Annotated in this window: 22 protein-coding genes; 14 read left to right on the forward strand and 8 right to left on the reverse strand. The window is 61.0% G+C overall.

What is annotated here, in order from left to right; translation table 11 throughout:
* Positions 1–202: 202 nt before the first annotated feature.
* Positions 203–652, forward strand: coding sequence for a DUF3597 domain-containing protein (locus tag RY831_RS23180; protein WP_326508749.1), 450 nt, complete (start codon positions 203–205; stop codon positions 650–652).
* Between the two features lie 62 nt (positions 653–714).
* On the opposite strand, the gene RY831_RS23185 is transcribed toward RY831_RS23180, so the two are convergent.
* Complete coding sequence (locus RY831_RS23185; protein WP_326508750.1) at positions 715–918, reverse strand: hypothetical protein; 204 nt, start codon at positions 916–918, stop codon at positions 715–717.
* Positions 919–1,086: 168 nt separating this feature from the next.
* Between RY831_RS23185 and RY831_RS23190 the strand changes: the two genes are divergently transcribed.
* Both RY831_RS23190 and RY831_RS23195 read left to right on the forward strand, forming a co-directional pair.
* Positions 1,087–1,377: a hypothetical protein gene (locus RY831_RS23190; protein ID WP_326508751.1), complete on the forward strand. Its 291-nt coding sequence runs from the start codon at positions 1,087–1,089 to the stop codon at positions 1,375–1,377.
* Positions 1,378–1,435: 58 nt separating this feature from the next.
* Positions 1,436–4,045, forward strand: a complete 2,610-nt coding sequence (locus tag RY831_RS23195; RefSeq protein WP_326508752.1) for a bifunctional diguanylate cyclase/phosphodiesterase — start codon at positions 1,436–1,438, stop codon at positions 4,043–4,045.
* 32 nt (positions 4,046–4,077) lie between these two features.
* Here RY831_RS23195 and RY831_RS23200 read toward each other — a convergent pair whose 3' ends face one another.
* From RY831_RS23200 to RY831_RS23220, 5 genes are all read right to left on the reverse strand, one after another.
* Complete coding sequence (locus tag RY831_RS23200) at positions 4,078–6,501, reverse strand: DNA polymerase II (RefSeq protein WP_326508753.1); 2,424 nt, start codon at positions 6,499–6,501, stop codon at positions 4,078–4,080.
* 263 nt (positions 6,502–6,764) lie between these two features.
* Positions 6,765–7,058, reverse strand: a complete 294-nt coding sequence (locus RY831_RS23205) for a hypothetical protein (RefSeq protein ID WP_326508754.1) — start codon at positions 7,056–7,058, stop codon at positions 6,765–6,767.
* 177 nt (positions 7,059–7,235) lie between these two features.
* The gene (gene sigJ / locus RY831_RS23210; protein ID WP_326508755.1) at positions 7,236–8,129 is read right to left on the reverse strand and encodes an RNA polymerase sigma factor SigJ; all 894 of its coding nucleotides are present in this window, start codon (positions 8,127–8,129) and stop codon (positions 7,236–7,238) included.
* 34 nt (positions 8,130–8,163) lie between these two features.
* Positions 8,164–8,628, reverse strand: coding sequence for a carboxymuconolactone decarboxylase family protein (locus RY831_RS23215; protein ID WP_326508756.1), 465 nt, complete (start codon positions 8,626–8,628; stop codon positions 8,164–8,166).
* Positions 8,629–8,977: 349 nt separating this feature from the next.
* A complete protein-coding gene (locus RY831_RS23220) occupies positions 8,978–9,139 on the reverse strand; it encodes a hypothetical protein (protein WP_326508757.1) in 162 nt (53 codons plus the stop codon).
* Positions 9,140–9,390: 251 nt separating this feature from the next.
* Between RY831_RS23220 and RY831_RS23225 the strand changes: the two genes are divergently transcribed.
* The gene (locus tag RY831_RS23225; RefSeq protein WP_326508758.1) at positions 9,391–9,804 is read left to right on the forward strand and encodes an FKBP-type peptidyl-prolyl cis-trans isomerase; all 414 of its coding nucleotides are present in this window, start codon (positions 9,391–9,393) and stop codon (positions 9,802–9,804) included.
* A 60-nt stretch (positions 9,805–9,864) separates the two neighbouring features.
* On the opposite strand, the gene RY831_RS23230 is transcribed toward RY831_RS23225, so the two are convergent.
* Positions 9,865–10,971 carry an MBL fold metallo-hydrolase gene (locus RY831_RS23230; RefSeq protein ID WP_326508759.1) on the reverse strand — a complete coding sequence of 369 codons (1,107 nt, stop codon included), beginning with the start codon at positions 10,969–10,971 and terminating at the stop codon, positions 9,865–9,867.
* Positions 10,972–11,054: 83 nt separating this feature from the next.
* Positions 11,055–11,603, reverse strand: a complete 549-nt coding sequence (locus RY831_RS23235) for a DUF2939 domain-containing protein (protein ID WP_326508760.1) — start codon at positions 11,601–11,603, stop codon at positions 11,055–11,057.
* Positions 11,604–12,073: 470 nt separating this feature from the next.
* Between RY831_RS23235 and RY831_RS23240 the strand changes: the two genes are divergently transcribed.
* The 10 genes from RY831_RS23240 (at position 12,074) to RY831_RS23285 (ending at position 24,231) form a co-directional block, all read left to right on the forward strand.
* Entirely contained in the window at positions 12,074–13,225 is a 1,152-nt protein-coding gene (locus RY831_RS23240; protein WP_326508761.1) for an ABC transporter substrate-binding protein, read from the forward strand.
* A gap of 20 nt (positions 13,226–13,245) precedes the next feature.
* Entirely contained in the window at positions 13,246–15,096 is a 1,851-nt protein-coding gene (locus RY831_RS23245) for a feruloyl-CoA synthase (RefSeq protein WP_326508762.1), read from the forward strand.
* Positions 15,097–15,239: 143 nt separating this feature from the next.
* Entirely contained in the window at positions 15,240–16,325 is a 1,086-nt protein-coding gene (locus RY831_RS23250) for a helix-turn-helix transcriptional regulator (protein ID WP_326508763.1), read from the forward strand.
* 52 nt (positions 16,326–16,377) lie between these two features.
* Positions 16,378–17,331, forward strand: coding sequence for a 3-hydroxyacyl-CoA dehydrogenase NAD-binding domain-containing protein (locus tag RY831_RS23255; RefSeq protein ID WP_326508764.1), 954 nt, complete (start codon positions 16,378–16,380; stop codon positions 17,329–17,331).
* Positions 17,332–17,388: 57 nt separating this feature from the next.
* Positions 17,389–18,177 (forward strand): crotonase/enoyl-CoA hydratase family protein, encoded by a 789-nt coding sequence (locus tag RY831_RS23260; protein WP_326508765.1) that lies wholly within the window; start codon positions 17,389–17,391, stop codon positions 18,175–18,177.
* A 241-nt stretch (positions 18,178–18,418) separates the two neighbouring features.
* On the forward strand, positions 18,419–19,309 hold the full coding sequence (locus tag RY831_RS23265; protein WP_326508766.1) for a LysR family transcriptional regulator: 891 nt from the start codon (positions 18,419–18,421) through the stop codon (positions 19,307–19,309).
* A 109-nt stretch (positions 19,310–19,418) separates the two neighbouring features.
* Positions 19,419–20,555, forward strand: coding sequence for a muconate/chloromuconate family cycloisomerase (locus tag RY831_RS23270; RefSeq protein ID WP_326508767.1), 1,137 nt, complete (start codon positions 19,419–19,421; stop codon positions 20,553–20,555).
* A 54-nt stretch (positions 20,556–20,609) separates the two neighbouring features.
* Positions 20,610–20,888, forward strand: a complete 279-nt coding sequence (catC, locus tag RY831_RS23275) for a muconolactone Delta-isomerase (RefSeq protein WP_326508768.1) — start codon at positions 20,610–20,612, stop codon at positions 20,886–20,888.
* A gap of 55 nt (positions 20,889–20,943) precedes the next feature.
* A complete protein-coding gene (locus RY831_RS23280; RefSeq protein WP_326508769.1) occupies positions 20,944–21,921 on the forward strand; it encodes a tripartite tricarboxylate transporter substrate binding protein in 978 nt (325 codons plus the stop codon).
* A 372-nt stretch (positions 21,922–22,293) separates the two neighbouring features.
* The gene (locus RY831_RS23285; protein WP_326508770.1) at positions 22,294–24,231 is read left to right on the forward strand and encodes a WD40 repeat domain-containing protein; all 1,938 of its coding nucleotides are present in this window, start codon (positions 22,294–22,296) and stop codon (positions 24,229–24,231) included.
* Positions 24,232–24,241 lie beyond the last annotated feature (10 nt).

A 24,241-nucleotide genomic window follows, 5' to 3' on the forward strand; every position in this document is an offset into this window, starting at 1 on the left:
TTTGCTGAGCTGTCCTTTGCCGGAATTTCTCCGGAGGCGTCCAGGAGATGACTCATTCGAAAGACGCGAATTCTTAGCGCCAATATCCATGTCCGGCACACATCATCATTGCGCCGGATCGCCTCTCGACGGAACCCGAGGAACCTAAGGGACAAGCACCGCCTCCAAGCTGAGCAATTTAACAACCTTTAGGAGAGGAAACATGGGCATCCTGAGCAATATCTTCGGCAAGATTTTTCCCTCGTCGCATGCTGCCAATACGCAAGGCCAGCAGCCATCCGCGCAACCGGGCGCGCAGTCAAGCGCGCAACCGTCGCAGCCAGCGTCGCCTCAGGCCGCGCCCGCCGCGCCATCCCAGCCGGCGCCTGCTCAAGCCGCTCCCGTCGCAATGGAACAGGTCGATGTCGAGCAGATCCTGAACGACATGGCCCGGAAGAACTCCCAAAAGCTTAACTGGCGCACCTCTATCGTCGATCTCCTCAAGCTGCTCGATCTCGACAGCAGCCTGGCAGCCCGCAAGGAGCTCGCGCAGGAATTGCAATACAGCGGCGACACGAGCGATTCCGCGGCAATGAACATCTGGCTGCACCGGCAAGTCATGAACAAGCTGGCGGCCAACGGCGGCAAGGTTCCCGCCGATCTAAAAGACTAAAAGTCAGGGGCCAAGGGCCCCCGCATTTCCCGCACGCATTTCCCGCAATCTGGCGCCGGTGTTTATTCATCAAGCCCGGCATGCCAGGCGGCATAAGGCGTATTCTTTGCAAGGTGGCGGTTGTAATCCGGCGCGCCATCATTCCACCATACCGGACCGCGCTCTCCCAATGCAAGCTTGGCTGCGTGCACGGCAGCGCGCGCTGCTGAAAGCGCCTCGCCATCCTTCGTCCGCTGTGCGGCGGCAACCGCTCGCCGAGCCGTCATCAGCTCCGAAGTAAGACTGCGCCTCCGCGCTTCCGGCAAAGATGGATCGGACATGCGCCACAGCCGTCCACGCACGACGAAGTAGCGTCCGTCCGGAGTTACAGGATAATTGATGGCGACTCCTTGCGATGTTGGAGATGCGTAGCGCGATCGCGCCGCTCGAGGCGCATGAGCCGCGCTGCGGGCTTGCAAATATCGACACCGCAGGAACGAAAAAAATCTTTCGGCGCGATCCGGGTTCCAGCCATGCAATTGCATCTTGGGAAACTCAATCACGTCGCGACGGGCTTCCAAGGAGCCATGAAGCTGGAAAACGCATTCGGTGCCGGCAAGACGATCACTTTGAGATGTATTCGTTGCCGAAGGGCAACATTATGCGTTAATCTTTTGTCTGGCCCAGTCTTGATGCGCATTCATGCTTTTTCATTTCATTACCCGCTCACTGAGGCTTACCCCTGAGAAGCAACGGTTTCTACGCCATCACGGACGGTTGGTTTGCGCCTGGCCAGCCGTCTGCGTGATACTTGGCATTCTGCTTTGGGGATTGCTTGCATCGCTGATCGAGACCAACCGCCAGCACCTGGAAGATGAAGCGCGTGTCGATGCAGACATGCTGTCTTCCACCTATGCCAGGCAGATATCCCACACCATCGGCGAACTCGACCATATCACGGCCTTATTGAAGAGTTACTGGGAAAGCTCCCAGGGCCGGTTCAGGCTGGAGCAAATCGGCGAGCAGGTCAATTTCATCGACCCGACGCTGGTCGGCATCTCCATCAGCAACCAGGACGGTGTCATCGTATCGAGCACCTTAAGCAATGCGGTTGGCATGTCGGTGGTCGATCGCGGCTATTTCCAGCACCACGCGGCAAACGCTGCTTCTACCCTGCATATCGGCATACCGCTGACCGGTCGCTTCAACGATGCCGAGATCGTCACCTTCACGCGTCGCCTCAACCGCGAGGACGGAGAGTTCGGCGGTGTGATCACCGCATCGACCGGTACGCCATTCCTGGCCGCGTCCGCAAACAAATCCACGCTTGGCGCGACCGGGGTCCTTGCGCTGATCGGCCAGGACGGCATCCTGCGGGCGGCCAAGGTCGGCAACGACATCGATAGCCTGCTGCGGCCCTCAGTCATCACCCGGGAAATGCTTGCGGCCGGCCCCACCTACAACGATCTGGGCCGTCGGGGCTGGTTCGCCGATGGCGTGCTTCGCTATCTCGCATCCAAGCCGGTGCCCGGATATCCGCTGCATGTCGTGGTCGGGCTGGGCCAGTCCGATGTGCTCGAACCGTTGCGGGACGCGCAGGCCACCTACATCAAGATCGGGATTGGCGGCTCCTGCGTGCTTGCACTGTTTGCCGTGGCGGCAACGGTGATGTCGCTGCGCCTCGCATGGCGGAGACACCGGGAAGATATCGTGCGCCACACCTATCGCGTTGCCACCGAAGGGGCCAATGAGGGCTTCTACATGTGGCGGCCCGTCTATGGCCGCAGCGACGAAGTGTCCGATTATGAACTTGTGGATTGCAACGAACGGGGGGCCGAGCTGTATGGCAGCAGGCGCCCGCAGATTCTGGGAAGGCGCCTCACGAGCCTTTACAACGGCGACATGCTGGAGCGGCTGCTTGAAACGGCCGGCCATGTCATGCAGCACGGCTACCACGAGGACGAGTTCGAGACTTCTTCCCTGAGCCTCGTTACCCCGGCCTGGATCCACCGGAGGTTCGTACGCGCCGAAGATGGCATTGCCGTCACCCTGCGCGATATCAGCGAACGAAAAAGGCTCGAAACGGAGAAGGACCGGATGGCCGAGCAGGATAGCCTGACAAGCCTGCCGAACCGGCATTGGCTCGCCGGCTACCTGCCTGCGGCGCTCTCGCGAGCCGAGGCCGGCGGCGGAATCCTCGCCGTGCTGTTCGTCGATCTCGACAAATTCAAGTCGATCAATGATTCCTGGGGCCACACCACGGGCGACCTGCTGCTGCAGGCGGTCGTTGCGCGCTTGCGCGGCGTGCTCAGGCCATCCGACAGGATCACCCGCTTCGGCGGCGACGAATTCATCGTCCTGCTGGAAGGCGTCGCCCGCGACGCCGACGCCGCCGAGGTTGCGCATCGCATCAGCACGGCGCTGGAAGAACCGTTCCAGATCGGGCAGCGGGAATGCCAGGTCGGGGCTTCCATCGGCATCAGCCTGTTTCCCAAGGATGGCAGCGATGCCGAAACCCTGATCCGGAACGCCGATATTGCCATGTACACGGTCAAGTCCGGCAACCGCGGACACTACCGCTTCTTCGACCAGGAATTCTATGCCCGCATCCAGCTCCGGCGCGAAACGGAAGCGGAACTGGTGCTGGCGCTGGAACAGGATCAGTTCGTCATTCATTACCAGCCGCGGGTGGATGCGCGTTCGGGCACGCTGCTCGGGCTCGAAGCCCTGGTGCGCTGGCAGCATCCCACGCGCGGGCTGGTCTATCCGGGCGATTTCGTTCCCATCGCCGAGGGTTCCGGTCTCATCCTGCAGCTTGGCGCCATGGTCATGGACAAGGTGTGCGCGCAGCTCGCGCAATGGAGAGAGGAGGGATTGCATGCGGTGCCGGTCTCGGTGAACGCATCGGCCCGGCAATTCAATGAGGGCAGCGTCGATGATGTCCTGGCTATGCACGTGCGGCGGCATGGGCTTCCGCCGAGCCTGATTGAAATCGAACTGACCGAATCCATCATGTTAAGCAATGCAGGGCAGGTCTTCGATCAGCTTACCGCCCTGCATGCAATGGGCGTCTCGGTGCATCTTGACGACTTCGGCACCGGTTATTCTTCGCTTTCCATTCTCCACAAGCTGGATGTCGACGTGCTCAAGGTCGATCGTGCCTTCACTGCCCAGCTGGGGACGGGAAGAGAAGGCCAAATTCTTTTCAAGGCCATCATTTCGATGGCAAAGGCGCTGGACATGCGGGTAGTCGCCGAGGGCGTCGAAGATGTAGAGCAATTGACGCTGCTGCAACAGCTCGGATGCGATGAAGTGCAGGGATACCTTGTGTCACGCCCGCTGCCGGCGGCGGAAGTCCGGCACTTCCTGAGGCCCGGCATTTCGCTGCTTGCCGCGGCGACGGCGGCGGAATAATCGGGAACAGGCTGCGAACATCGATCACCCCACTAGAACAGCATGTGCTGACGACTCGTCAATGCCGTGAAATCGTCACCTACGAACGGCAGGATCGCATCGGCCACCGGCTGCAGCTGGCGTGTCAGATAATGATCGTAATCGATAGGTGCGCGCTGCGTCTCCAGCGGTTCCGGTCCTGCGGTGGTCATGACGTAGCGTATCCATCCACCACGCTGATATTGCCGTGGCCGGCCATGGCGCAGATTGTAGTCGTCGGCCATGCGCGCGGCACGCACATGCGGGGGCACATTGCGTTCGTATTCGTCCAGCGGACGGCGCAGCCGTTTTCGATACACGAGCAGCGCATCGAATTCGCCGCTGATGGTGCGGCTGACGTAGTCGCGGACATACTCACGGTAAGGTTCGCCCTTGAAAATCCGCAGGTACAGCGCCTGCTGAAACTGTTGTGCCAGCGGTGTCCAGTCGGTGCGGACCGATTCGAGTCCCTTGAAGATCGCCTCCTCGCTTCCGTCCGGGCTGGCGACCAGGCCGGCGTAGCGCTTCTTGCTGCCTTCTTCGGAACCCCGGATGGTAGGCATCAGAAAGCGGCGATAGTGCGTGTCGAATTCGAGTTCGAGCGCACTGTCGAGATCGTACTCGTCCCGCAAGCTTCGGGTCCACCATTGATTGACGTGTTTTACCAGCGCATCCGCTATTTCTTCGGCCTGCAAGTCCGAATGGGCATGCCTGAGCCAGACGAACAGCGAATCGGTATCGCCATAGATCACTTCATAGCCCCGATCCTCGATCAGCTTGCGCGTGCGGCGCATGATCTCGTGGCCGCGCATGGTGATCGATGAAGCCAGACGCGGATCGAAGAAGCGGCAGCCGCTCGATCCCAGCACGCCGTAGAAGGCATTCATGATGATCTTCAAGGCTTGCGACAGTGGCGCATTGCCTTCCCGTTTCGCGGTTTCGCGCTCCTGCCAGACCTGCCGCACGATCGCGGGCAGGCAATGCTTTTCGCGCGAGAAACGCGCGCCGCGAAATCCGGGAACCGTTGCATTTTCATCCGGCTGGCTCAGTCCTTCAACCAGTCCGACCGGGTCGATCAGGAAAGTGCGGATGATCGAGGGGTATAGGCTTTTATAGTCGAGCACCAGCACCGAATCGTAAAGGCCGGAACGCGAATCCATCACGAAGCCGCCGGGGCTGTTTTCTCCTGCCACATCCCCCACGCTAGGCGCAACATAACCCCGCCGATGCATCATCGGAATGTAGAGATGCTCGAAGGCGGCCACCGAGCCGCCGCTGCGGTCGACCGCCAGCCCGGTGACGCTGGCGCGCTCCAGCAGGAAGTTCATCAGGCGGGCCTTGTCGAAGATGCGCGTGACCAGCTCGCAATCCTTCAGGTTGTAGCGTGCCAGGGCAGGCTTGTCCTCGTTGAAGCGGCGGTCGATTTCCGCCATCCGCTCATAGGGATTGTCGATGGACTTGCCTTCGCCGAGCAGGTTTTGCGACACATGTTCGAGGCTGAACGAGGTGAAATTCCAGGATGCCGACTTGAGTGCTTCGATGCCGTCGATGATCAACCGTCCGGCGGCCGCCGCGAAGAAATGCTGGCTTTTTCCTCCGTGCTCGCGCCATCCGAGCGGGCTGCCATCGCGCCCGAAGCGCAAGGGTACTCGCAGATGGTCGGCATGCTGCTGCAGTACGCGCAAGTCGAACTGGACAAGATTCCAGCCGATGATGGCATCCGGATCGTGACGCTCCAGCCATCGGTTAAGCTGTTCCAGCATCTGCGAACGGCTGTCGCAGTATTCAAGCTCGAAATCGAGCGGCTGGTGCACGCCGCCGGCCGGCCCCAGCATATAGACCTGGCGCTGGCCGCAACCTTCCAGTGCAATGGAATACAGGTCGCCCTGGGCGCTTGTTTCAATATCGAGCGACACCGTGCGCAGGCGTGGCCGGTATGCGGGGGCGGGTTTGAGCTGGCAGTCGTACAGGAGGCGAGCGTTGGTGTGCGCCTGGGCCGGGTCCGGTCGTCCATCGAAGGCAACCGGGCCGGTGATGAACCGTTCCATCAGATAGCGTTCGGGGGGACGGATATCGGCTTCATAGACATCGACACCCTGGTCGCGCAGGCGCTTTTCCAGCTTCAGCAACTGGCGGTACTGATTGCAATACAAACCCAGCACGGGGCGGCGATGAAAGTCGCATAGGCCAAGCGGGCGCAATTCCCAGGCGCGTTCTCCCCGCAATGCCACTTCCGCCTGCTTTTCCTGTTCCGCCGGGATGAAGGCGACCGAGCGCTGATGAGGCAGGCAAAGTCGGCGCGGGCCTTCATCGGTGGCTACCCAGAATTCGACCTCGGTCCCGGCTGCCGTGTCGCGCCAATGGCGAGTCAATAGAAAGCCGGAGCATTCCTGTTTCAGTTCCACCTGCGCACCACCTTCAAGGCATTCCAGAGTCAACGCGATCGCTGCATGACATCGATCCACCATTGCATTTGGAGAATGATGTCTGCGAGAAAGCATCTTAAACCAAGCCGCCGGTTTGCGAGTGCCTGATAGCTTGATGGCTGGGTGCATCGATGCGGGAGGACAGTGTCACGCCGTCGTTGATGGTGGCCGAGGTATCCGGTTGGAACGCACCGGTGCGCGCGGCCACGAATGACTGAGCGTCACGGCACGAACCCGGATGCCGGTGTTACTGCATCTTCGAACTACGGTTATTGTTACTGTTCCAACGGGCTTACCTTGATATAGGCATCCGTTACGCGAAATTTTTGCCGGCGGTCGCCAAGCAGTGCCCGCAGTTCTGCAATGCTCAGGTTGGTCTCTTCGTGTATTCGTATCAGCAACGATGCGCTGACGGGCGTGCGGCGGTGACGAATCTTGCTCAGTACGGGGGGAAGGATTTGCAGTGTTCGGGCAAGCGCTGCATCGTTACTTAACTTCAAGGTCTCTCGGACGCGATCAAGGAGGCGATTGGGATCATAGACGCGGTCGTTGTTGGCGTTTTCTTCCATCAATAAATAGTCCAATAAGCCATGTAAGGAAGCTTGTTGATATATCTATTCAGGAATTGTTCAATTCAAGGTCGATCTTTTTGCATCTTGATTACACAGAGATTCCTGCATCCGGACTGCGTTGCAAAAATGGACACATCGGCCGGGCTGCGACATGGTGCATACCGCAGCCCCGATTCAACTTAGAAACTGCTGCGGCACACCGGCCAGCTTGTCAGGATTGCGTACGACGAAGACCGCCGTGATCAGCCCATTGTCAATATGGAAAGACTGCGCCGATTCGATTCGTCCATTCACGAAACGCAGCAGTCCCGGTTCACCATTGACCCGGGCCATTTGGTAGCGAACGCACCCGGGGTACTGGTGTTCGAGCGACCAGAAGACGCCTGCGATGCGTCCGGCGCCGCGAAGGATGCGTCGGAATGAAGGCATCTTGCCGCCGCCGTCGCTGATGAACGCTACATCCGGCGCAAGCAGAGCCTTCATCGCCTCGCGGTCGGCACGGCCGGCGGCTTGCATGAAGGCTCCCAGCAGCGCCCGATGCGCTTCCGGCGAAGGCTGGAAGCGGGGGCGCTCTTCCAGCAGCTTTTCCTGCGCGCGGTGCACGAGCTGGCGGCAGCTGGCTTCGCTCCTGCCCAGCAATGCGGCGATATCGCCGTAGTCCTGGTCGAAGGCCTGGCGCAGGAGAAAGGCGGCGCGCTCTTCCGCGCTCAGGCGTTCCAGGGTCCAGAGCAGGGCGAGTGAAACATCGCTGGCCAGCTCGGCCGCCGTCTCGGGTGTGTTCTCGTCCATCTCGACCAGAGGTTCGGGCAGCCACCATCCGGGATAGCTTTCCCTTTCGGCCTTGCGTTCACGCAGGCGGTCGAGCGCCAGGCGGGTCGTGACGGTGACCAGCCAGGCCTCCGCCGACCTCAGGCTGGCATGATCGGCGGACTGCCAGCGCAGCCATGCATCCTGCACCACATCGTCGGCGTCCGATCGTGAACCGAGCATCCTGTAGGCAGTCGAGAACAGCCTCGCTCGCAGACCTGCGAATACGCCGTCGGTGCCGATATTTTCCTGTGCGTGCATCGTCATTCCTTTCCACTCGCCTGCGCGATGATAATCAAAATCCGGGAGCAGGAACTTCCGGTACTGGATTGCGCAGGCTCAGATTCAGCATGTTCCACGCCTTGATCGCGGCGACCGCATAGCCCAGTTCAACAACCTCCGTTTCGGAGAAATGCTCGCGCACCCTTGCAAATTCATCGTCGCTCGCATCGGCATGCGGTTGAGCGTTGACGATCTCTACCCAGCGCAGCGCGGCGCGTTCCCGTTCGGTGAAAAAAGGCGATTCGCGCCATGCGGCAACCGTATTGAGGTGGCGCGCGTCCGCACCCTGGCGGATCAGGTCGCGCCAATGCATGTCCACGCAAAAACCGCAGCCATTGATCTGCGAAATCCGCAGATTGACCAGTTCGACCAGCCGTTCGCCGAGCGAACTCTGCTTGACCGAGGCCGACAGGTTCATCAGGGCCTTAAGATTGGCGGGGGCATGCTTGATGACGGATATACGTGCAGTGTGTGACATGGCGGTCCTCTTTCTTTGTTGAGCAGGCGTGCGCCCAATGCGCCGCCTTTGATTACTAGACGGGTGGCCGGATCGAGTTGTGACAGCCGTGACAAAAAATCCTGGCACGTGAAAAGGACGGTAGAAGGAGCGGCCGTATCGGGGAGGGGGCGGTTGTTGAAGTTGTTTAAGTTGTTGCGGTTGTTGCGTTCCGATCGGACCGCGGAAGGAATGGAAACGGGGAGCGGAAATAAAAAAGCTCGACAACCCTAGGGTTGCCGAGCCTTGCGGAATGCTGCCGGTATTTGAACGGTCGCCACTGGCCCCAACGGGCCGCTGCGAAAAACCGGTCAGGTAACCGGGGTGATTCTTAGATCGTTTCCGCGATGGCGCGTACTTTGTTCATGTCGGCCGCGCTTGGGCGGTCGTGGTGCACGGCTTTCGCCATGGCGATGGCTTTGTCGAGGGCGTCCATGAAGATGCCCAGGAACGCGAATGAACGGTTTGCGGCGTTGAATGCGAGAGTAGTCATGGCTTTTCCTTTGGTAATGTCTGCTGCGTTGAAGACAATATAGGCCTGACCAGGCAACATTCCCAATTTCAAGTTGTGATGGAGAGATATGCGTACGGTGTATATCTCTGCGACTCAATAGTGCCTTGTCATGCTATCCGCAAGCCGTTCCCGGAATCGCGGCAAGCCGGAAGCCGGAAGCCGGAAGCCGTTGCGGCATGGCGCGCACTCTGCTAGCTTTCCGTTTTCCCGCTTCTCTACTTGGAATTGACATGAAAACAATATCTTCCCTGTTCGCCGCATTCATCATCGCTGCAGGCACATCAACCTCGGCGACCGCAGCGGATGCGCCGGTGGAAACACTGGATTCCGGCGTCAAGGTGCAGAAGATCAAGACTGCCAAGGGACCGACTCCCAAGGCATCGGATACGGTGAAGGTGCATTACCGGGGCACGTTGCAGAACGGCACCGAATTCGACAGTTCATACAAGCGCGGCGAGCCGGCCACGTTTCCGCTGAACGGCGTCATTCCATGCTGGACGCAAGGGGTGCAGAAGCTGAGCGTCGGTGAAAAGGCGAAACTGTTTTGCCCCGCCAAGACTGCCTATGGCGCTCGCGGAGCCGGCGGCGTGATTCCGCCGAACAGCGACCTCAACTTCGAGGTTGAACTGCTGGCAATCCAGTAATCCGAAAGCGCTACACCGTTGAATGCCGCCGCAAAAACGCAGGCGGCATTCGCGGTCGGATCATTGAGAAGGACTCCGCTGCTCGCCGTTGCGCCGCGCATTCGAGGCGGGCAAGTAGGTTTCGCCATGCCTCAGCACGAAGAACGCGTCGTCCGCCACTCCCTGCTCGCGGCGTGCCTGCGCAAGATCGATCGGTGCCTGGTCCAGCCGTTCCTGCCCCATCGGGAATGTTCCCCAATGCATGCCTACGCTGCGCTTGATCTTGAGCTCGCGGTGGATTCTGACGGCTTCGTCGGGACTGACATGGGAATTGCGATACCAGACGGGCTGGTAGGCACCGATGCCGATCGCGGCCAGATCGAAGCCGTTAAAGCGTGCCGCGATGTCTGCAATATCCTTCGAGTAGCCCAGGTCGCCGGAAAAGAAAAAGGACGACTTCGCGGTTTTCAGTGCAAATGCGCCCCACAGGGTCGCGTTGCGGTCCCAGGGCGTCCGGGAAGACCAGTGGTGCACCGGAAGCAGTTGGATTTCCATGCCATCGATGGAGGTCTTGTCCCACCAGTCCAGCTTGACGATCTTTGACCGGTCGCCGCCGGTGATATTCTTTTCCAGCCAGAGGTCCACGCCGAGCGGTGCCAGCATCACGGGCGGGCCGCCCTCCTGGCGCCAGAGCGCTCGCAGCGAGTCGACCGACAGGTGGTCGTAGTGGGAGTGGCTGATGAGGACGACATCGATGCGCGGCAGGGCGGCGAGCGCAATGCCGGGCGGCTGATGCCGCTTTGGGCCGGCGAAACTCAGGGGAGATGCACGCTCCTCGAACACCGGATCGGTAAGGATATTGACCCCGGTTCCGGTCTGGTACAGGAAGGTGGCATGACCTATCCAGGTCAGCGCCGGTTCGCTGCGGTTGACGGAGACGAAGGGGAGATCGGGAGCGACGCCGAGTATCGGCGCCGACGGCTCGCGCGAATCGCTGGGAGTGGTCCAGTTCTTGAGCCGTGATATCCAGCCTTCGATAAAGCCGAGTTCCGGGCGCTGATATGCCGGATTGGGCGGATAGTTGTTTCTGAAGCCTTCCGCCGTATGATGCGGCTTGGCGGCATCATAGTGCGGGTTGATATTGGTGCACCCCGTCACGGCCAGGGCCGCCAGAAGTGCCGATGTCACGATGGCTGATTTCATATTGTCGGATTGCAAAGAGGTGCCCGACAGTATAGGGCGTCATGCGCCGCGACGCTGACGGCGGCAATTCAGGGCCGTTGCGGCAATTCCACCTCCGCAAGCCTCCAGCTCCACCATCCCGAGCGGACCAGTATGAAGCTTCCGTCCTTGTCCGATGCTTCGGCATCCCGGAAGGCCGCGCGTTGCCAGCCGCGATAGTCGATCTCCATCTTGGGCATGGCTTCGCCCGCGGCCGGCACCCGGGTGAGGGCGCTCGTGATGACGTTGCGGTTTAAGCCAGGCACGCCGGCATTGAGCATCTCCATGACGGCGGCCGGCCCGACCAGGCTATCGATCATCGGGCTTGTCACGAGCCCGGCGATCTCGCGTCCCAGCCAATCCAGCACATTCCCGCCTGCATGCGCCTCCGTTGCGGGCACGCCGTCCCCGGCACCGAGCTGGCGCTTGAAACTTGCACGCAGGGCAGGGAAATCGGCATGAGAGGAAAAAGCCTTGTAGTCGCGCTTTTCGATTGCGACGCGCATGCGGTAGACCGTCCAGTGCGGACTGAAATAACTTGCCGTAGCCAGGATTACGCTTGCTGCGGCTGCGGAAATGACGAGCTTCTTTAAAACCATGGTGTCCCGGGAAAAAGGCATATCGCGCAAGTGCCCACCTTATACCAATCCCAAGCCATCACATGCCATGAAATCGTGTCTTTTTCCGTCTGGCCGCGTTGCACGCGTCATCCATAGCCCCGCTATGGATTCCTCCTGCGCCTCGCCAGCCGAAAAAATCCATCAATTTCACTTGTCATGTGATGACTCGGAATTGGTATTACCTGGCGTTTGGGACTTGCGCCAATGAAGCTTGTTCCGGTCCCGGTCTCCATGTCATGGGATTCCAGTACCGGTCGTCCATTCGCATCGAGGGAAGCAAATGGAGGCATATGGACGCACATGGCTGTACACGGCTTCTGATGTAAAGCACATAAACTATAAAAACAGTTATGTAGCAAAAATATTTTATAGTATATTCGACTTGCCACTGCCGCTAAAAACAAGAATCCTCCGGCGGGGCCATCCCATCCATTACCAGGAGGAGACACATGAGCAACACGTTCAAGCTCACCGCAATCGCCGTCTCGCTGGGGCTCGCAGGAATTGCAGGCTCCGCAATGGCCGACATCAATGTCGGCATCACGCTTTGCGCAACCGGCCCGGGAGCCGCGCTCGGCATTCCGGAAAGGAATACGGTGGCGCTGCTGCCCACCGCCATCGGCGGCGAAAAGATCAACTACATCGTGCTCGACGACGGCACGGACGCGACGATGGCATCCAAGAATGCGCGCAAGCTCGTGAGCGAGAACAATGTCGACATTCTCATCGGCTCCTCGTCCGTGCCGCCGGCAATGGCCGTCGCCGAAGTGGCCACTGAAACAAGGACGCCGCAACTGTCGCTGTCGCCAATCGATCTTGCCGGCGACAAGAACACCTGGGTCTTCCGCAGTCCGCAGCACAACATGGTAATGGCGCAGGCGCTGGCCGACCACATGAAGGCCGCCAACGTGAAAACCCTGGGCTTCATCGGTTTCAGCGACGGGTACGGCGAAAGCTGGCTCAAGGAAATGACGAAGGCCGCGGAAGCCGCAGGCATCAAGATGTCTGTGGTGGAGCGATTCAATCGCACCGATACCAGCGTGACCGGGCAAGCGCTCAAGCTCGCCAGTGCCAGGCCCGATGCGATTCTGGTCGCGGCATCGGGCACGCCGTCGGCCCTGCCGCAGCTGGCGTTGCTCGAACGCGGCTTCAAGGGACAGGTCTACCAGACCCATGGCACCGCCACCAAGGAATACATCCGGGTCGGCGGCAAGGCGGTCGACGGCACCATTCTTCCGGCCGGCCCGGTAATCGTTGCCGGCCAGCTGCCGGACAGCCATCCGTCCAAGAAAGTCGGCATTGATTACAGCCGCCAGTACGAGGAGAAATACGGCCAGGGATCGCTGTCGTCGTTCGGCGCGCACATGTACGACGCCTACCTGCTGTTCGCATCGGCCGTCCCGGTGGCGCTGAAGAAGGCCAAGCCCGGCACGCCTGAATTCCGGCAGGCGCTGCGCGACGCCCTGGAAACCAACCGCGAGGTGGTGGGCACGCATGGCGTCTTCAACATGAATGCCAACGACCATTTCGGACACGATGCCCGTGCGCGCGTGCTGGTGCGCGTCGAGAAGGGTGACTGGAAGCTGGTCAGCGACAAGTAAGGGTAAAGGAAGAGGTCGACATGAGTGGAATCACGACAGGCATGGTGCGATTCGCGGAACCTGAAATTGCGGTCGAGCGGCGTGGCGACGGATCGGTGCTGCTGCGCTCTCCAGTGGCGCTGGAGCCGCATGAACGCTGCATCGGCATGTACCTGGAAAAGTGGGCGACACGGGAGCCGGACCGGCCCTTCCTGCTTGAACGTGACGCCGGCGCCGGCGGCGCTTGGGCCGGCGTAACGTACGCGGAAGCGCGGCGCCGGGTTGCGGCGATTGCGACCTGGCTGCTGAGAAGCAAGGCAAGCGCCGACCGTCCCGTGGTGGTGCTGTCGGACAACAGCGTTGAACATGGCCTGCTGATGCTGGCGTGCATGCATGCGGGCGTGCCGTATTCGGCAATTTCCTCGGCCTATTCGCTGGCGTCGAAGGATCACGCCAAACTGAAGAGCCTGATCGCCCGACTCGATCCGGCGCTGATCTATGCCGCTGATTGCGGCAAGTTCGGCGGCGCGCTTGCCGCGATCCGGGGCTTGCATGACGCGACGCTGGTATCCGCCGGAGCAGGCGATCCGTCGGCCGGCGCTCTCGGCTTTTCCGCGTTGCTGCAGGAAACCGACGAAGCGGCGGTCGCGGCGGCTTTCGCCCGCGTCGATGCCGATACCGTCGCCAAGATCCTGTTCACATCGGGCTCGACCAGCGAGCCGAAAGGGGTGATCAATACGCAGCGCATGCTGGTCTCAAGCCAGCAAGGCAAGGCGCAGCTCTGGCCGTTCCTTGCCGAGACACCGCCGGTGCTGCTCGACTGGCTGCCCTGGAATCATACCTTCGGCAGCAATCACAACCTGAACCTGATCCTGATGCACGGCGGCACGCTTTACATCGACGGCGGCAAACCGATGCCCGGATTATTCGATGCCAGCATCCGCAACCTGCAGGAGGTACAGCCGACCCTCTACCTGAACGTGCCGCGCGGATTCGACATGCTGGTGCCGGCGCTGCGCGCCGATGCCGCGTTGCGCAAGGCATTCTTTTCGCGCCTCCAGGTCATTTTCTATGCGGCCGCCGCGCTGCCGCAATATCTGTGGGATGCGCTAATCGAATTGTCGAAGCAGGAACTCGGACACGCGCTGCCGATGGTGACCGCATGGGGCTCGACCGAGACCTCGCCCCTGGCGACCGATTGCCACTACCAGGCCGAGCGGTCCGGGGTGATCGGCCTGCCGATCCCGGGCGTGACGCTCAAGCTGGTGCCGAACGGCGAAAAGATGGAAGTGCGGGTCAAGGGCCCGATCGTGACGCCCGGCTACCTCAAGCAGCCCGAAGTGACGGCCAAGGCCTTCGACGATGAAGGCTTTTACCTGATCGGCGACGCGGTGCGCTTTGCCGATCCCGCGCGGCCGGAGCGCGGCCTGGTGTTCGACGGCCGCGTCACCGAGGACTTCAAGCTCAGCACGGGAACCTGGGTCAGTGTCGGCAACCTCCGGCTCAGGGCGGTCGAGAAGCTGGCCCCGGTTGCGCAGGATGTGGTCATCACCGGGCACGACCGCGACTGCATCTGCTTCCTGATCTTTCCCAATGCGGCGGCATGCCGCCAGCTTGCAGGGCTGCCGGCCGACGCGCCGCTGGGTGAAGTCCTTGCGCACGAGACGGTGCGCAGCCATGTGAAGGTGGCGCTGGACGAACTGCGCAAACTGGGAGGCGGATCGTCCACCTATGCGCAGCGCGCGCTGCTGATGGCCGAGCCGCCGGCGGTTGATGGCGGGGAGATCACCGACAAGGGTTATATCAACCAGGCCGCCGTGCTGAAGAACCGCGCGCACCTGGTGGAGCGCCTGCATGCGAACGCGCCGGATGCGGACTGCATCTGCCTGTGAATGTGATCGGCCTTTCCGGCCGGTGCCGGTCGTGTTCCGCCGGGAGGCGTGCGCGGATGACATAATCTCGGCGTTACTTGCCGCAGATGGACGCCTGCGGATCGGGATGGAAAACGCAACAGAATATTGATGGGAACGCGGCAATGGCTACAACCACGCGCAAAACTGCGGGCAAAACTGCGGGCAAGACGGCGGGCAAGACGGCGGGCAAGACGGCGGGCAAGACGGCGGGCAAGACGGCGAGCAGGTCGGCCTCGAAAGCGACGGCAAGAAAACAAGCGGTGAAGATGGAGGAAGCAGGGAAGGCAACGCCTGAAGGGATGCAGCAGGAAGCACGTCAGGACAGCGAGGCGTTCACCGCGGCGCTTTCCATGCGGCTGGGCCAGCGGGTGCGTTCGGCGCGCGCGGCGAGGGCAATGACGATGAAGCAGCTCGCCGAGGAATCCGGCATTTCCCTGCCATACCTATCGCGGGTGGAAAAAGGCGACGGCAATATCTCCATCGCCGTGCTCTACCGCCTTGCGACCGCGCTCAGCCTGCCGCTGGAACACCTGTTGTCCGACAACGAGCGTTACGGCGCCGACTATGCGCTGATTGTCGAACTGCTCAAGCGGCAGACGCATGAACAGCTCAGCGAAATACGGCAATGGCTGGCCGATTACACCGCCGGGCGCGGCGGCGCGCGGGCACAGCCGCCCGGTTCGCTGCGGATTGCACTGATCGGCCTGCGGGGCGCCGGCAAGTCGACGCTGGGACCGCTGCTTGCAAGGCAGCTCGATGTGCCCTTCATCGAACTTAACCGAGAAATCGAGAAGGAAGCCGGCGTCAACCTGAAGGAAATTTTCTGGCTATACGGACAGGCCGGCTACCGCCGCCTGGAACGGCGCTGCCTGGAACGCGTGATCGCGACGTATCCGCAAGTTGTTCTTGCCACCGGCGGCGGCATCGTTGCCGAGCCGGCGACGTATGAGCTGCTGCTGCATTCGTTCTACAACGTCTGGCTGAAGGCGGCGCCGGACGAGCATTTCGCACGCGTCATGGCTCAGCACGACGCGCGCATCGCCAGTCCGCAACTGCAGCAGGAAGCGATGGAAAACATCCATTACACGCTGGAAGCGCGGGCCGAGCTCTATGCGCTCGCTCATGCGACGCTCGACACTTCCGGCAAGTCGGTGCAGCAGACGCTGAAGGAAATGACGCGGCTCTTCGCGCGCAGAAGGGCGGCCTGACGCCGCCGGCAGCCTGCCGACTGCAGATGCCCACTTACGAGGAGACAAGGATATGAGCGATATGCGGAACCTAAAGATAAGGACTGTGGCAGTGGTCGGCACCGGCGTCATCGGTGCGAGCTGGGCGGCCTGCTTCCTGGCGCAGGGACTTGACGTAAGCTGCACCGATCCCTCGGCCGGCGCGGAAGACCGACTGCGCGCGGCAATCGGCCGCCATTGGCCGAGCCTGGAAAAGCTCGGCCTGGTCGCCGGAGCATCGCGGGAACGCTTGCGCTTCAGCGCGGATCTTGAAACCGCGCTGCAGGGTGCGGATTTCGTGCAGGAGAACGGCCCTGAAAACGAGCAACTGAAAATCGATTTGTTCCGCCGGATGGATGCGGTATTGCCGGCGCACGTCATCCTTGCCTCGAGTTCTTCCGGCCTGCTGATGAGCAAGGTGCAGTCGGCCTGCCGTCATCCGGAACGGGTGCTGCTCGGCCATCCGTTCAACCCGCCGCACATGATTCCGCTGGTTGAGGTAATCGGCGGTCAACAGACTTCCGTGCAGGCGGTGCAGCAGGCAATGGATTTCTACGCAGCCATCGGCAAGCGTCCCATCCATCCGCGCAAGGAAGTCAAGGGTCATATCGCCAATCGCCTGCAGGCCGCCCTGTGGCGCGAAGCATTTCATTTGGTTGAGCAGGGCGTGGCCACCGTGTCCGATATCGATACCGCGATCGCGTATGGGCCCGGCCTGCGCTGGGCGCTGATGGGCCCGTTCGTGAACCTGCACCTGTCGGGCGGAGAAGGGGGCATGCGCCACCTGCTCGATCATCTCGGGCCGCCGATCGAGAACTGGTGGGCCGATCTTGGCACGCCTTCGATCACTCAGGCACTCAAGGAGCAGATCGTGGCCGGGGTCGATCAGGAGCTCGACGGGACGCAACAGGACCTGCTGACCGCGGAACGCGACCAGTTGCTGATCGGCCTGCTGCAAGCCAAGGCGGCCGCTGGAAACCTGCCCTGAGCGGATTCTTCGCGACAGCTCGCGCATCGGCCAACTTCGAGGATAGTAAAACAGTACATGGACCAGCCATATATCACGGATAGCCTGTCGGTGCAGCTTGTCGGGCCCGTCGCCATCGTCTCGATCAACCGCGTCGCCAAGCGCAACGCGCTCAATGACGATGCCATCCGCGGCCTGCACAGTTTCTTCGAGCATCCCTTGAAAGACATCAAGGCCGTCATCGTGCAAGGCAACGGCGACCACTTCTGCGCCGGCCTCGACTTGTCGGAAGTGCGCGGCCGCAGCGCCGTGGAGGCCATGCATCATTCCCGCAGCTGGCATCACGCCTTCGAGCGCATTCAGTTCGGCCGCGTGCCGGTTATCAGCGTGATGAAGGGCGCGACGGTGGGCGGCGGCATGGAATTGGCCGCCTCAACCCATATCCGCATTGCCGAGCCGTCGGCCTTCTATGCATTGCCGGAAGGCCAGCGCGGCCTGTTCGTCGGCGGCGGAGGTTCGGTACGCATCCCGCGACTGATCGGCGTGCCTTGCATGATGGACATGATGCTTACCGGCCGCGTACTCAGTGCGGAAGAAGGACACCGCGCGGGCATGTCGCAGTACCTGGCCGGCGACGGCGAGGGCTTGGACAAGGCGCTGGAACTGGCGCGCAGGATAGCCGACAATGTCCCGACCACCAATTACGCGGTGATGCATGTGCTGCCCCGCGTCGCCGAGCAGTCCATCCATGACGGGTTAATGACGGAAGCGCTGATGGCGGCTGTCGCGCAGAGCGATCCCGCGACGCAGGAGCGGTTGACCGCCTTCGTCGAGCACAAGCTCAACAAGGTGCGTCCCGGCCAATGAACAGATTGAAACGGTGCTTCCCGGGCGAGTAATACCAATCCTAAGTCATGACATGACAGATGAGATCGATGGATTTTTTCGTCTGGCAAGGCGCGGGAGGAATCCATAGCGGAGCTATGGATGACGAGCGCAACGCCGCCAGGCGGGAAAAGACGCGATCTCATGTCATGTCATGGAATGGCTTGGGATTGGTATAAGTGCTTTAATACCGTTTTGTTCATTACCATACCCGGGAGGTATCATGGAATTGCGTCATCTTCGCTATTTCGAAGTGGTCGGCAAGACCCTGAACTTCACCCGCGCGGCCGAACTGCTTCACATTGCCCAGCCGCCGCTGTCGCGCCAGATCCGTGAGCTCGAGGAGGAGTTGGGCACCGAGCTGATCGACCGCAGCTCTCGCCCGATTGCACTGACCAAGGCCGGTACTTTCTTTCTCGAGCAATGCGTGCAGATCCTGTCGCGCCTCGACGAAGCGAGGCAGGGCACTCAGCGCATAGGGCAGGGCAGCAAGCGCTGGTTCGGCATCGGTTTCGTTCCTTCGGTGCTGTATGGTTTCCTGCCCGAACTGATCAAGGAGTATCGTTCGGAAAACAGCGATGTGGATGTCGTGTTCAGCGAACTGACAACGATCGAACAGGCGGAAGCGCTGAAGGCAGGCCGCATCGATGTCGGCTTTGGCCGGCTCTTGCTGGAGGACCCCGAGATCCGCTGCGAAGTCTTCGAGGATGAGCCGTTGGTCGCGGCGTTGCCTGTGGGACATGCGCTTGCATCGAAAGCACGGCTTTCGCTCGAGCAGGTTGCGGAGGAATCATTCATACTTTATCCGGCGAAACCCCGTCCAAGCTACGCGGATCATGTGCTCAACCTGTTCCGCGCGCATGGTCTCAGGCTGAACGTGGCGGTCGAAGCCAATGAGATGCAGACTGCCATCGGCTTCGTGGCGGCAGGCATCGGCTCGACCCTGGTACCGAAGTCGGTGCAGCGCCTCAAGCGCGACGACGTGGTGTATCGTCCGCTCGCCGCCACGGATGCGACGTCTCCGGTCATCATGAACATCAGGACCGGTGACGGCTCGATAGAGCTTGCGAGATTCATGGAGACCGTCAATCGCTACAGGCCGCGCGGCAAGTAAGCCGGTCCTTAACGATACCCTACGGGTATAGTAAGGTCCTTCAATGATATTGGACGCAGCCTGCGCCACGCCCTAACATGGGCCTGTGAATACTGCTATCCATTCAAAGATGTCCAATAACCACGACCAGGCCTGCATTGCTTCGATCGAAGCAATCATCGTCGACCTCCCCACGATTCGCGAACATCGGTTGGCGATGACCACCATGAGCCGCCAGACGCTGGTCATCGTCCGTCTGCGGTGCGACGACGGCATTGAAGGCGTCGGCGAGGCCACTACGATCGGAGGTCTGAGCTATGGCGAGCAAAGCCCCGAGTCGATCAAGCTTGCGCTCGACCGCTACATCAGTCCGCTGGTCATCGGCATGTCCGCCGCGAGCGCGAACGCGGTGCTGGCCAAGGTTGATCAGTCCGTGCAGGGGAACTCGCTTGCGAAGTCGGCGCTGGAAACCGCATTGCTGGATGCACAGGGCAAGCGGCTGGGTGTTCCGGTCCATGCATTGCTCGGCGGCGCGGTGAGGAATTCCCTTCCGGTGCTGTGGACGCTGGCCAGCGGCGACAGTGCGCGCGACATCGATGAAGCCAGGCAACTGCTCGACGTGCGGCGCCACAAGGTATTCAAGCTGAAGATCGGCAAACGCAGTCCGCGCGCGGACATCGAGCATGTAGCCGCGATCAAGAGCGCTCTCGGCGATCTGGTGGAAATCACCGTCGATCTGAACCAGGCATGGAGTGAAGCCGTGGCGGCGCGCCATATTCCCGACTTGCAGGCGGCGGGTGTCATGCTCGTGGAACAGCCGATCGCAAAGGAAAACCGGCGCGGACTAGCCCGCCTCGCGCAACGCTTCATTGTGCCCATCATGGCCGACGAAGCTGTCAGCACTCCTGCCGACATGTTCGACTACGCATGCGAAGGCGCTGCCGGCATTGTTGCGCTCAAGATCGCAAAGTCGGGTGGACCGCTGGGCGTAATGCGCACCGCCGCCGTCGCCGATGCGGCAGGCGTAGGCTGTTACGGTGGCACGATGCTGGAAGGCACCATCGGCAGCATTGCGTCGGCCCATGCGTTCGCAGCCTGCCGCACCATGGAATGGGGAACGGAACTGTTCGGTCCCTTGCTGTTGAAAGACGATATCGTGGTCGAGCGGGCAGCGGTCGCCGACTTCGAACTGGCGGTGCCCATGGCGCCCGGACTCGGCGTCGCCATCGATGAAGACAAGCTGGCCTTCTACAGGCGCGACCAATGACAGCGGCCGGTTTTCCGGCACACCAATGCATCGCATGAAAGAAAGGAAAGAATCATGCTGTTTCTAGTCCGGATGGATGTCTCACTACCCCACGATATGCCGCCGGCGGTGGCCGACGATATCAAGTCGCGCGAAAAGGCGTATGCGCAGGACCTGCAGCGCAGCGGCAAATGGGTTCACCTGTACCGCGTCGTCGGCGAATACGCGAATTACAGCGTATTCGATGTCGAGTCAAATGACGAGCTGCATGGCCTGCTGTCATCGCTGCCCTTGTTTCCCTACATGAAGATCAAGGTCACGCCGCTGGCAAGGCATCCATCATCCATCGCTTAGGCAATGTTCAATCAATGTTCAAGCAGCATTCAAACAACTTACCGGAACAGCAGACATGAATAGCAAGCATTCGATCATCAAAGCCCTGTTGGGCGGCATTGCACTGGGCACGGCACTGTCCGCTGCCGCTGCCGACGCTTATCCAAGCAAACCCATCAAGTGGGTAGTGCCGTTCACGCCTGGCGGCGCGATGGACACCATGGCCCGTACCCTGGGCGAGAAAATGTCGCAGAGCATGAAGCAGCCGATCGTCATCGAAAACCGTCCCGGCGCCGGCGGCGTGGTCGGGTCCACGGCCGTCGCCAGGTCCGAGCCGGATGGTTATACGATGATGATCGTGTCCATCGGACATGCGGTCAACCCTAGCCTTTATCCCAAGCTTTCCTATGATCCGATCAAGGATTTCGAGCCGGTCAGCCTGGTCGGCATCGTGCCCAATGTCCTGGTGGTCAATCCTACCGTCAAGGCGAACAATGTATCCGAACTGGTCGCGCTGGCGAAGCAGCAGCCCGGCAAGATGACCTTTGCGTCGGCCGGCAGCGGAACCACCATCCACCTCGCCGGCGAGCTGTTCGCTTCGATGGCCAACGTCGATATTCTTCACGTTCCGTACAAGGGCAGTGCGCCGGCGGTGACGGATCTCATGGGTCACCAGGTCGACATGATGTTCGATTCGGTGTCGTCAGCCAAGCCTTACATCGATTCCGGACGTCTCAAGCCGCTCGCCGTGACGACCGTGAAGCGTTCGAGCGCGCTGCCGAACGTTCCGACCGTTGCCGAGGCAGGTATCAAGGGCTACGAGCTCAGCGGCTGGTACGCGGTCTTCGTTCCCGCAAAGACGCCGCAACCGATTGTCAAACGGATCAACGAAGAACTGGTGAAGGCTTTGAAGCAGCCCGACGTGCAAGCGCGCTTCGTGCAGATCGGAGCGGAGCCGGTAGGCTCGTCACCGGCGGAACTCGACAAGTACCTGAAGTCGGAATCGGCGAAATGGTCGGAGATCGTTCAGGCGCGCAATATCAAGGCAGACTGATCGCAATTGATCTGCATGCCGGGGCGGCGTCTAAGTACGCGCCGGTCCGCCCGGGTGAACATGATGAACAAAAAATGCACGCCGGGGGCGCCATGTAACCGATGCTTAAAAGCATCGGTTACATGGCGCCCCCGGCGTGCTGATGAACATAGTGAAAAAACAGGAATGGATTTTTAAAGTCGGGAGTTCTTTCCGGTAGCGTAAGCGCGCGCCTCATTCAGGGCAGCGCATTCAGACCTATGCAGTGACATTTTTGTAAGAAACATGAACTTCGGATTCTTTTGAGGAGTCCACTGTACTTTATTGCTTTTCATGCCAGTTCATGCCCTGCGCCTTGTAGTGGGCAAGTGCTGATGCAGGGAAATGAAGTACATGGTGCATCTCAATCTGTTTTGCAGTCATGCAAGACGCATCTCTTCCCGCAAGGCCGCCGCCGTCCTAATGATGACAGCGGCGTTCACTGCTGCCGGCGCAGTCGCAGCTAGCGGCCGTGCTCCCGTTTCTTCCATCACTCCCTTAAGTCCAGCAATTCCCAATACCGGCGCGGCCGAACGCTTGCAAGGGCCGGTACTGACTCTTGATCCCGGCATGCATACTGCGGCCATCCGCCAAATTGCAGCCGACGCCGCCGAGAGAATCATCGTCACCGCATCGGACGACAAGACCGCGCGCATCTGGGACATCGCCAGCGGGCGCTTGCTGAAAACGCTGCATCTCCCCGTCGGACCCGAAAATATCGGGCGGCTCTATGCCGCCGCCGTATCGCCGCAAGGCAGGCTCGCGCTGGCCGGGACTACCGCGCCTCCCGGTGGCCGGCATCGGATCTATTTCTATGACCTGGGAAATATGTCTTTCCTCAAGGCAGTCGATGCGCGGGGCGGCGATATCAAGTCGCTGCAATGGTCGCCCGACGGCATGCTGCTCGCTGCCGCATACGCGGGCTCATCCGCATTCCGTGTATTCGATGACCAAGGCGACCTGGTTCACGAGGAGAGCTTGCCGGCCGATGCGTGGAGCATCACGCTGTCAAGCAATGGCCTGCTTGCCCTGCCGGTATCCAACGGTACGGTGCGCGTCTATGGCATTGCCGGCGAGGTCCGGCTGCTTGCCACGCTGCGCGGGACTCTGCCGGATCCGAGGGGCGTCCAGTTTTCTCCCGATGGCGACCTTCTAGCGGTCGGCTACCTGTCGCGCAAGTCGGCCCGTGAAGTGCAGGTTGACGTCTTCGACGTGACAAACCAGGAGCTGGCGAAGTCCTTCGTGTTCGACGATGTAAGCCATGGCAACCTGCGCAATGTGGCCTGGCAGCGCGATGGCGCGGCCCTGTACGCGGCCGGCTCCGGATACCGTGGCAGGAATGATTTCGTGATCAAGCGTATCAGCTGGCCGCAAGGGGAAATCAGCGAAACGCGCGCGGCTGCCAACTCGATCACGGACTTGCTGCCGCTGTCGGACAACCGGGTATTGTTCTCGACCGTGGAACCGGGCTGGGGCGTGGTGCGCGGAGCGGAAGCGAAGATGATGGCCGCGCCGCAGAGCGCCCAGTTCCTCGAAGCGGACCTGCTCACGATCAGCGACGATGCCAGGACCGTTGCCTGGCGCTTCGCTCCTGGCGAGGCGAAATATTCCTTTTCCATGAATCGTCGTGATGTGACCCGCGGAGAGCGCGATGCGAAGCGGGTGCCGAAGACGGTCGGCAGGCGCATTCCTGTCAGCGTCTGGGAAAACAGCTTTGATCTCACTGTTGCGGGTCGCCCGGTAGCGATGGCGCCGACGGAAATTTCACGCGCGGTTGCAATGCTGCCGGACGAGTCCGCCGTCCTGCTGGCCACGAGCCGTACGCTGCGCCGGATCGAGGCGGACGGCTACGAGCGCTGGCGGATCCCCCTTGCCACGGAAGCGCGCGCGGTCAACGTCAGCGCCGACGGGCGCGTGCTGGTGGTAGCGATGGCGGACGGCACCCTGCGCTGGCGGCGCGTCCAGGATGGAGCAATGCTGATGTCGCTGTTCGCCACCCGAGACGGCCGCTGGGTACTGTGGAATGAAGACGGCTATTTCGACGCCGCAAAAAATGCCGACGGCCTGATCGGATGGACCATCAATCGTTCCGATGGCGAGCAGACCGACTATTACCCCATGTCCCGTTACCGGGACAAGTTTTTCAGACCCGAGATATTCGGCCGTCCGCTGGTGCAGAAGCCGATAGGCGAGGGCGGCGGACAGGCCTTCATGACGGTGCGGGCGCTGCAATCCGGCACCGTGCCCCTGGCTCCGCTCGACCTTGTTTCCGCTGGTCCCCGCTTGCCATAGTTGCTCCATG

This window comes from Noviherbaspirillum album (assembly GCF_035916955.1).
Lineage (GTDB): Bacteria > Pseudomonadota > Gammaproteobacteria > Burkholderiales > Burkholderiaceae_D > Noviherbaspirillum > Noviherbaspirillum album.

Bases quoted from the DNA above. Each gene is read 5' to 3' on its own strand.
- catC (WP_326508768.1), top strand. From the start codon at position 20,610: ATGCTGTTTCTAGTCCGGATGGATGTCTCACTACCCCACGATATGCCG.
- RY831_RS23265 (WP_326508766.1), top strand. From the start codon at position 18,419: ATGGAATTGCGTCATCTTCGCTATTTCGAAGTGGTCGGCAAGACCCTG.
- RY831_RS23215 (WP_326508756.1), bottom strand. From the start codon at position 8,628: ATGTCACACACTGCACGTATATCCGTCATCAAGCATGCCCCCGCCAAT.
- RY831_RS23205 (WP_326508754.1), bottom strand. From the start codon at position 7,058: ATGGAAGAAAACGCCAACAACGACCGCGTCTATGATCCCAATCGCCTC.
- RY831_RS23235 (WP_326508760.1), bottom strand. From the start codon at position 11,603: ATGGTTTTAAAGAAGCTCGTCATTTCCGCAGCCGCAGCAAGCGTAATC.
- RY831_RS23185 (WP_326508750.1), bottom strand. From the start codon at position 918: ATGACGGCTCGGCGAGCGGTTGCCGCCGCACAGCGGACGAAGGATGGC.
- RY831_RS23270 (WP_326508767.1), top strand. From the start codon at position 19,419: ATGTCCAATAACCACGACCAGGCCTGCATTGCTTCGATCGAAGCAATC.
- RY831_RS23245 (WP_326508762.1), top strand. From the start codon at position 13,246: ATGAGTGGAATCACGACAGGCATGGTGCGATTCGCGGAACCTGAAATT.
- RY831_RS23220 (WP_326508757.1), bottom strand. From the start codon at position 9,139: ATGACTACTCTCGCATTCAACGCCGCAAACCGTTCATTCGCGTTCCTG.
- RY831_RS23225 (WP_326508758.1), top strand. From the start codon at position 9,391: ATGAAAACAATATCTTCCCTGTTCGCCGCATTCATCATCGCTGCAGGC.
- RY831_RS23250 (WP_326508763.1), top strand. From the start codon at position 15,240: ATGGCTACAACCACGCGCAAAACTGCGGGCAAAACTGCGGGCAAGACG.
- RY831_RS23260 (WP_326508765.1), top strand. From the start codon at position 17,389: ATGGACCAGCCATATATCACGGATAGCCTGTCGGTGCAGCTTGTCGGG.
- sigJ (WP_326508755.1), bottom strand. From the start codon at position 8,129: ATGCACGCACAGGAAAATATCGGCACCGACGGCGTATTCGCAGGTCTG.
- RY831_RS23190 (WP_326508751.1), top strand. From the start codon at position 1,087: ATGAGCCGCGCTGCGGGCTTGCAAATATCGACACCGCAGGAACGAAAA.
- RY831_RS23180 (WP_326508749.1), top strand. From the start codon at position 203: ATGGGCATCCTGAGCAATATCTTCGGCAAGATTTTTCCCTCGTCGCAT.
- RY831_RS23280 (WP_326508769.1), top strand. From the start codon at position 20,944: ATGAATAGCAAGCATTCGATCATCAAAGCCCTGTTGGGCGGCATTGCA.
- RY831_RS23285 (WP_326508770.1), top strand. From the start codon at position 22,294: ATGGTGCATCTCAATCTGTTTTGCAGTCATGCAAGACGCATCTCTTCC.
- RY831_RS23240 (WP_326508761.1), top strand. From the start codon at position 12,074: ATGAGCAACACGTTCAAGCTCACCGCAATCGCCGTCTCGCTGGGGCTC.
- RY831_RS23255 (WP_326508764.1), top strand. From the start codon at position 16,378: ATGAGCGATATGCGGAACCTAAAGATAAGGACTGTGGCAGTGGTCGGC.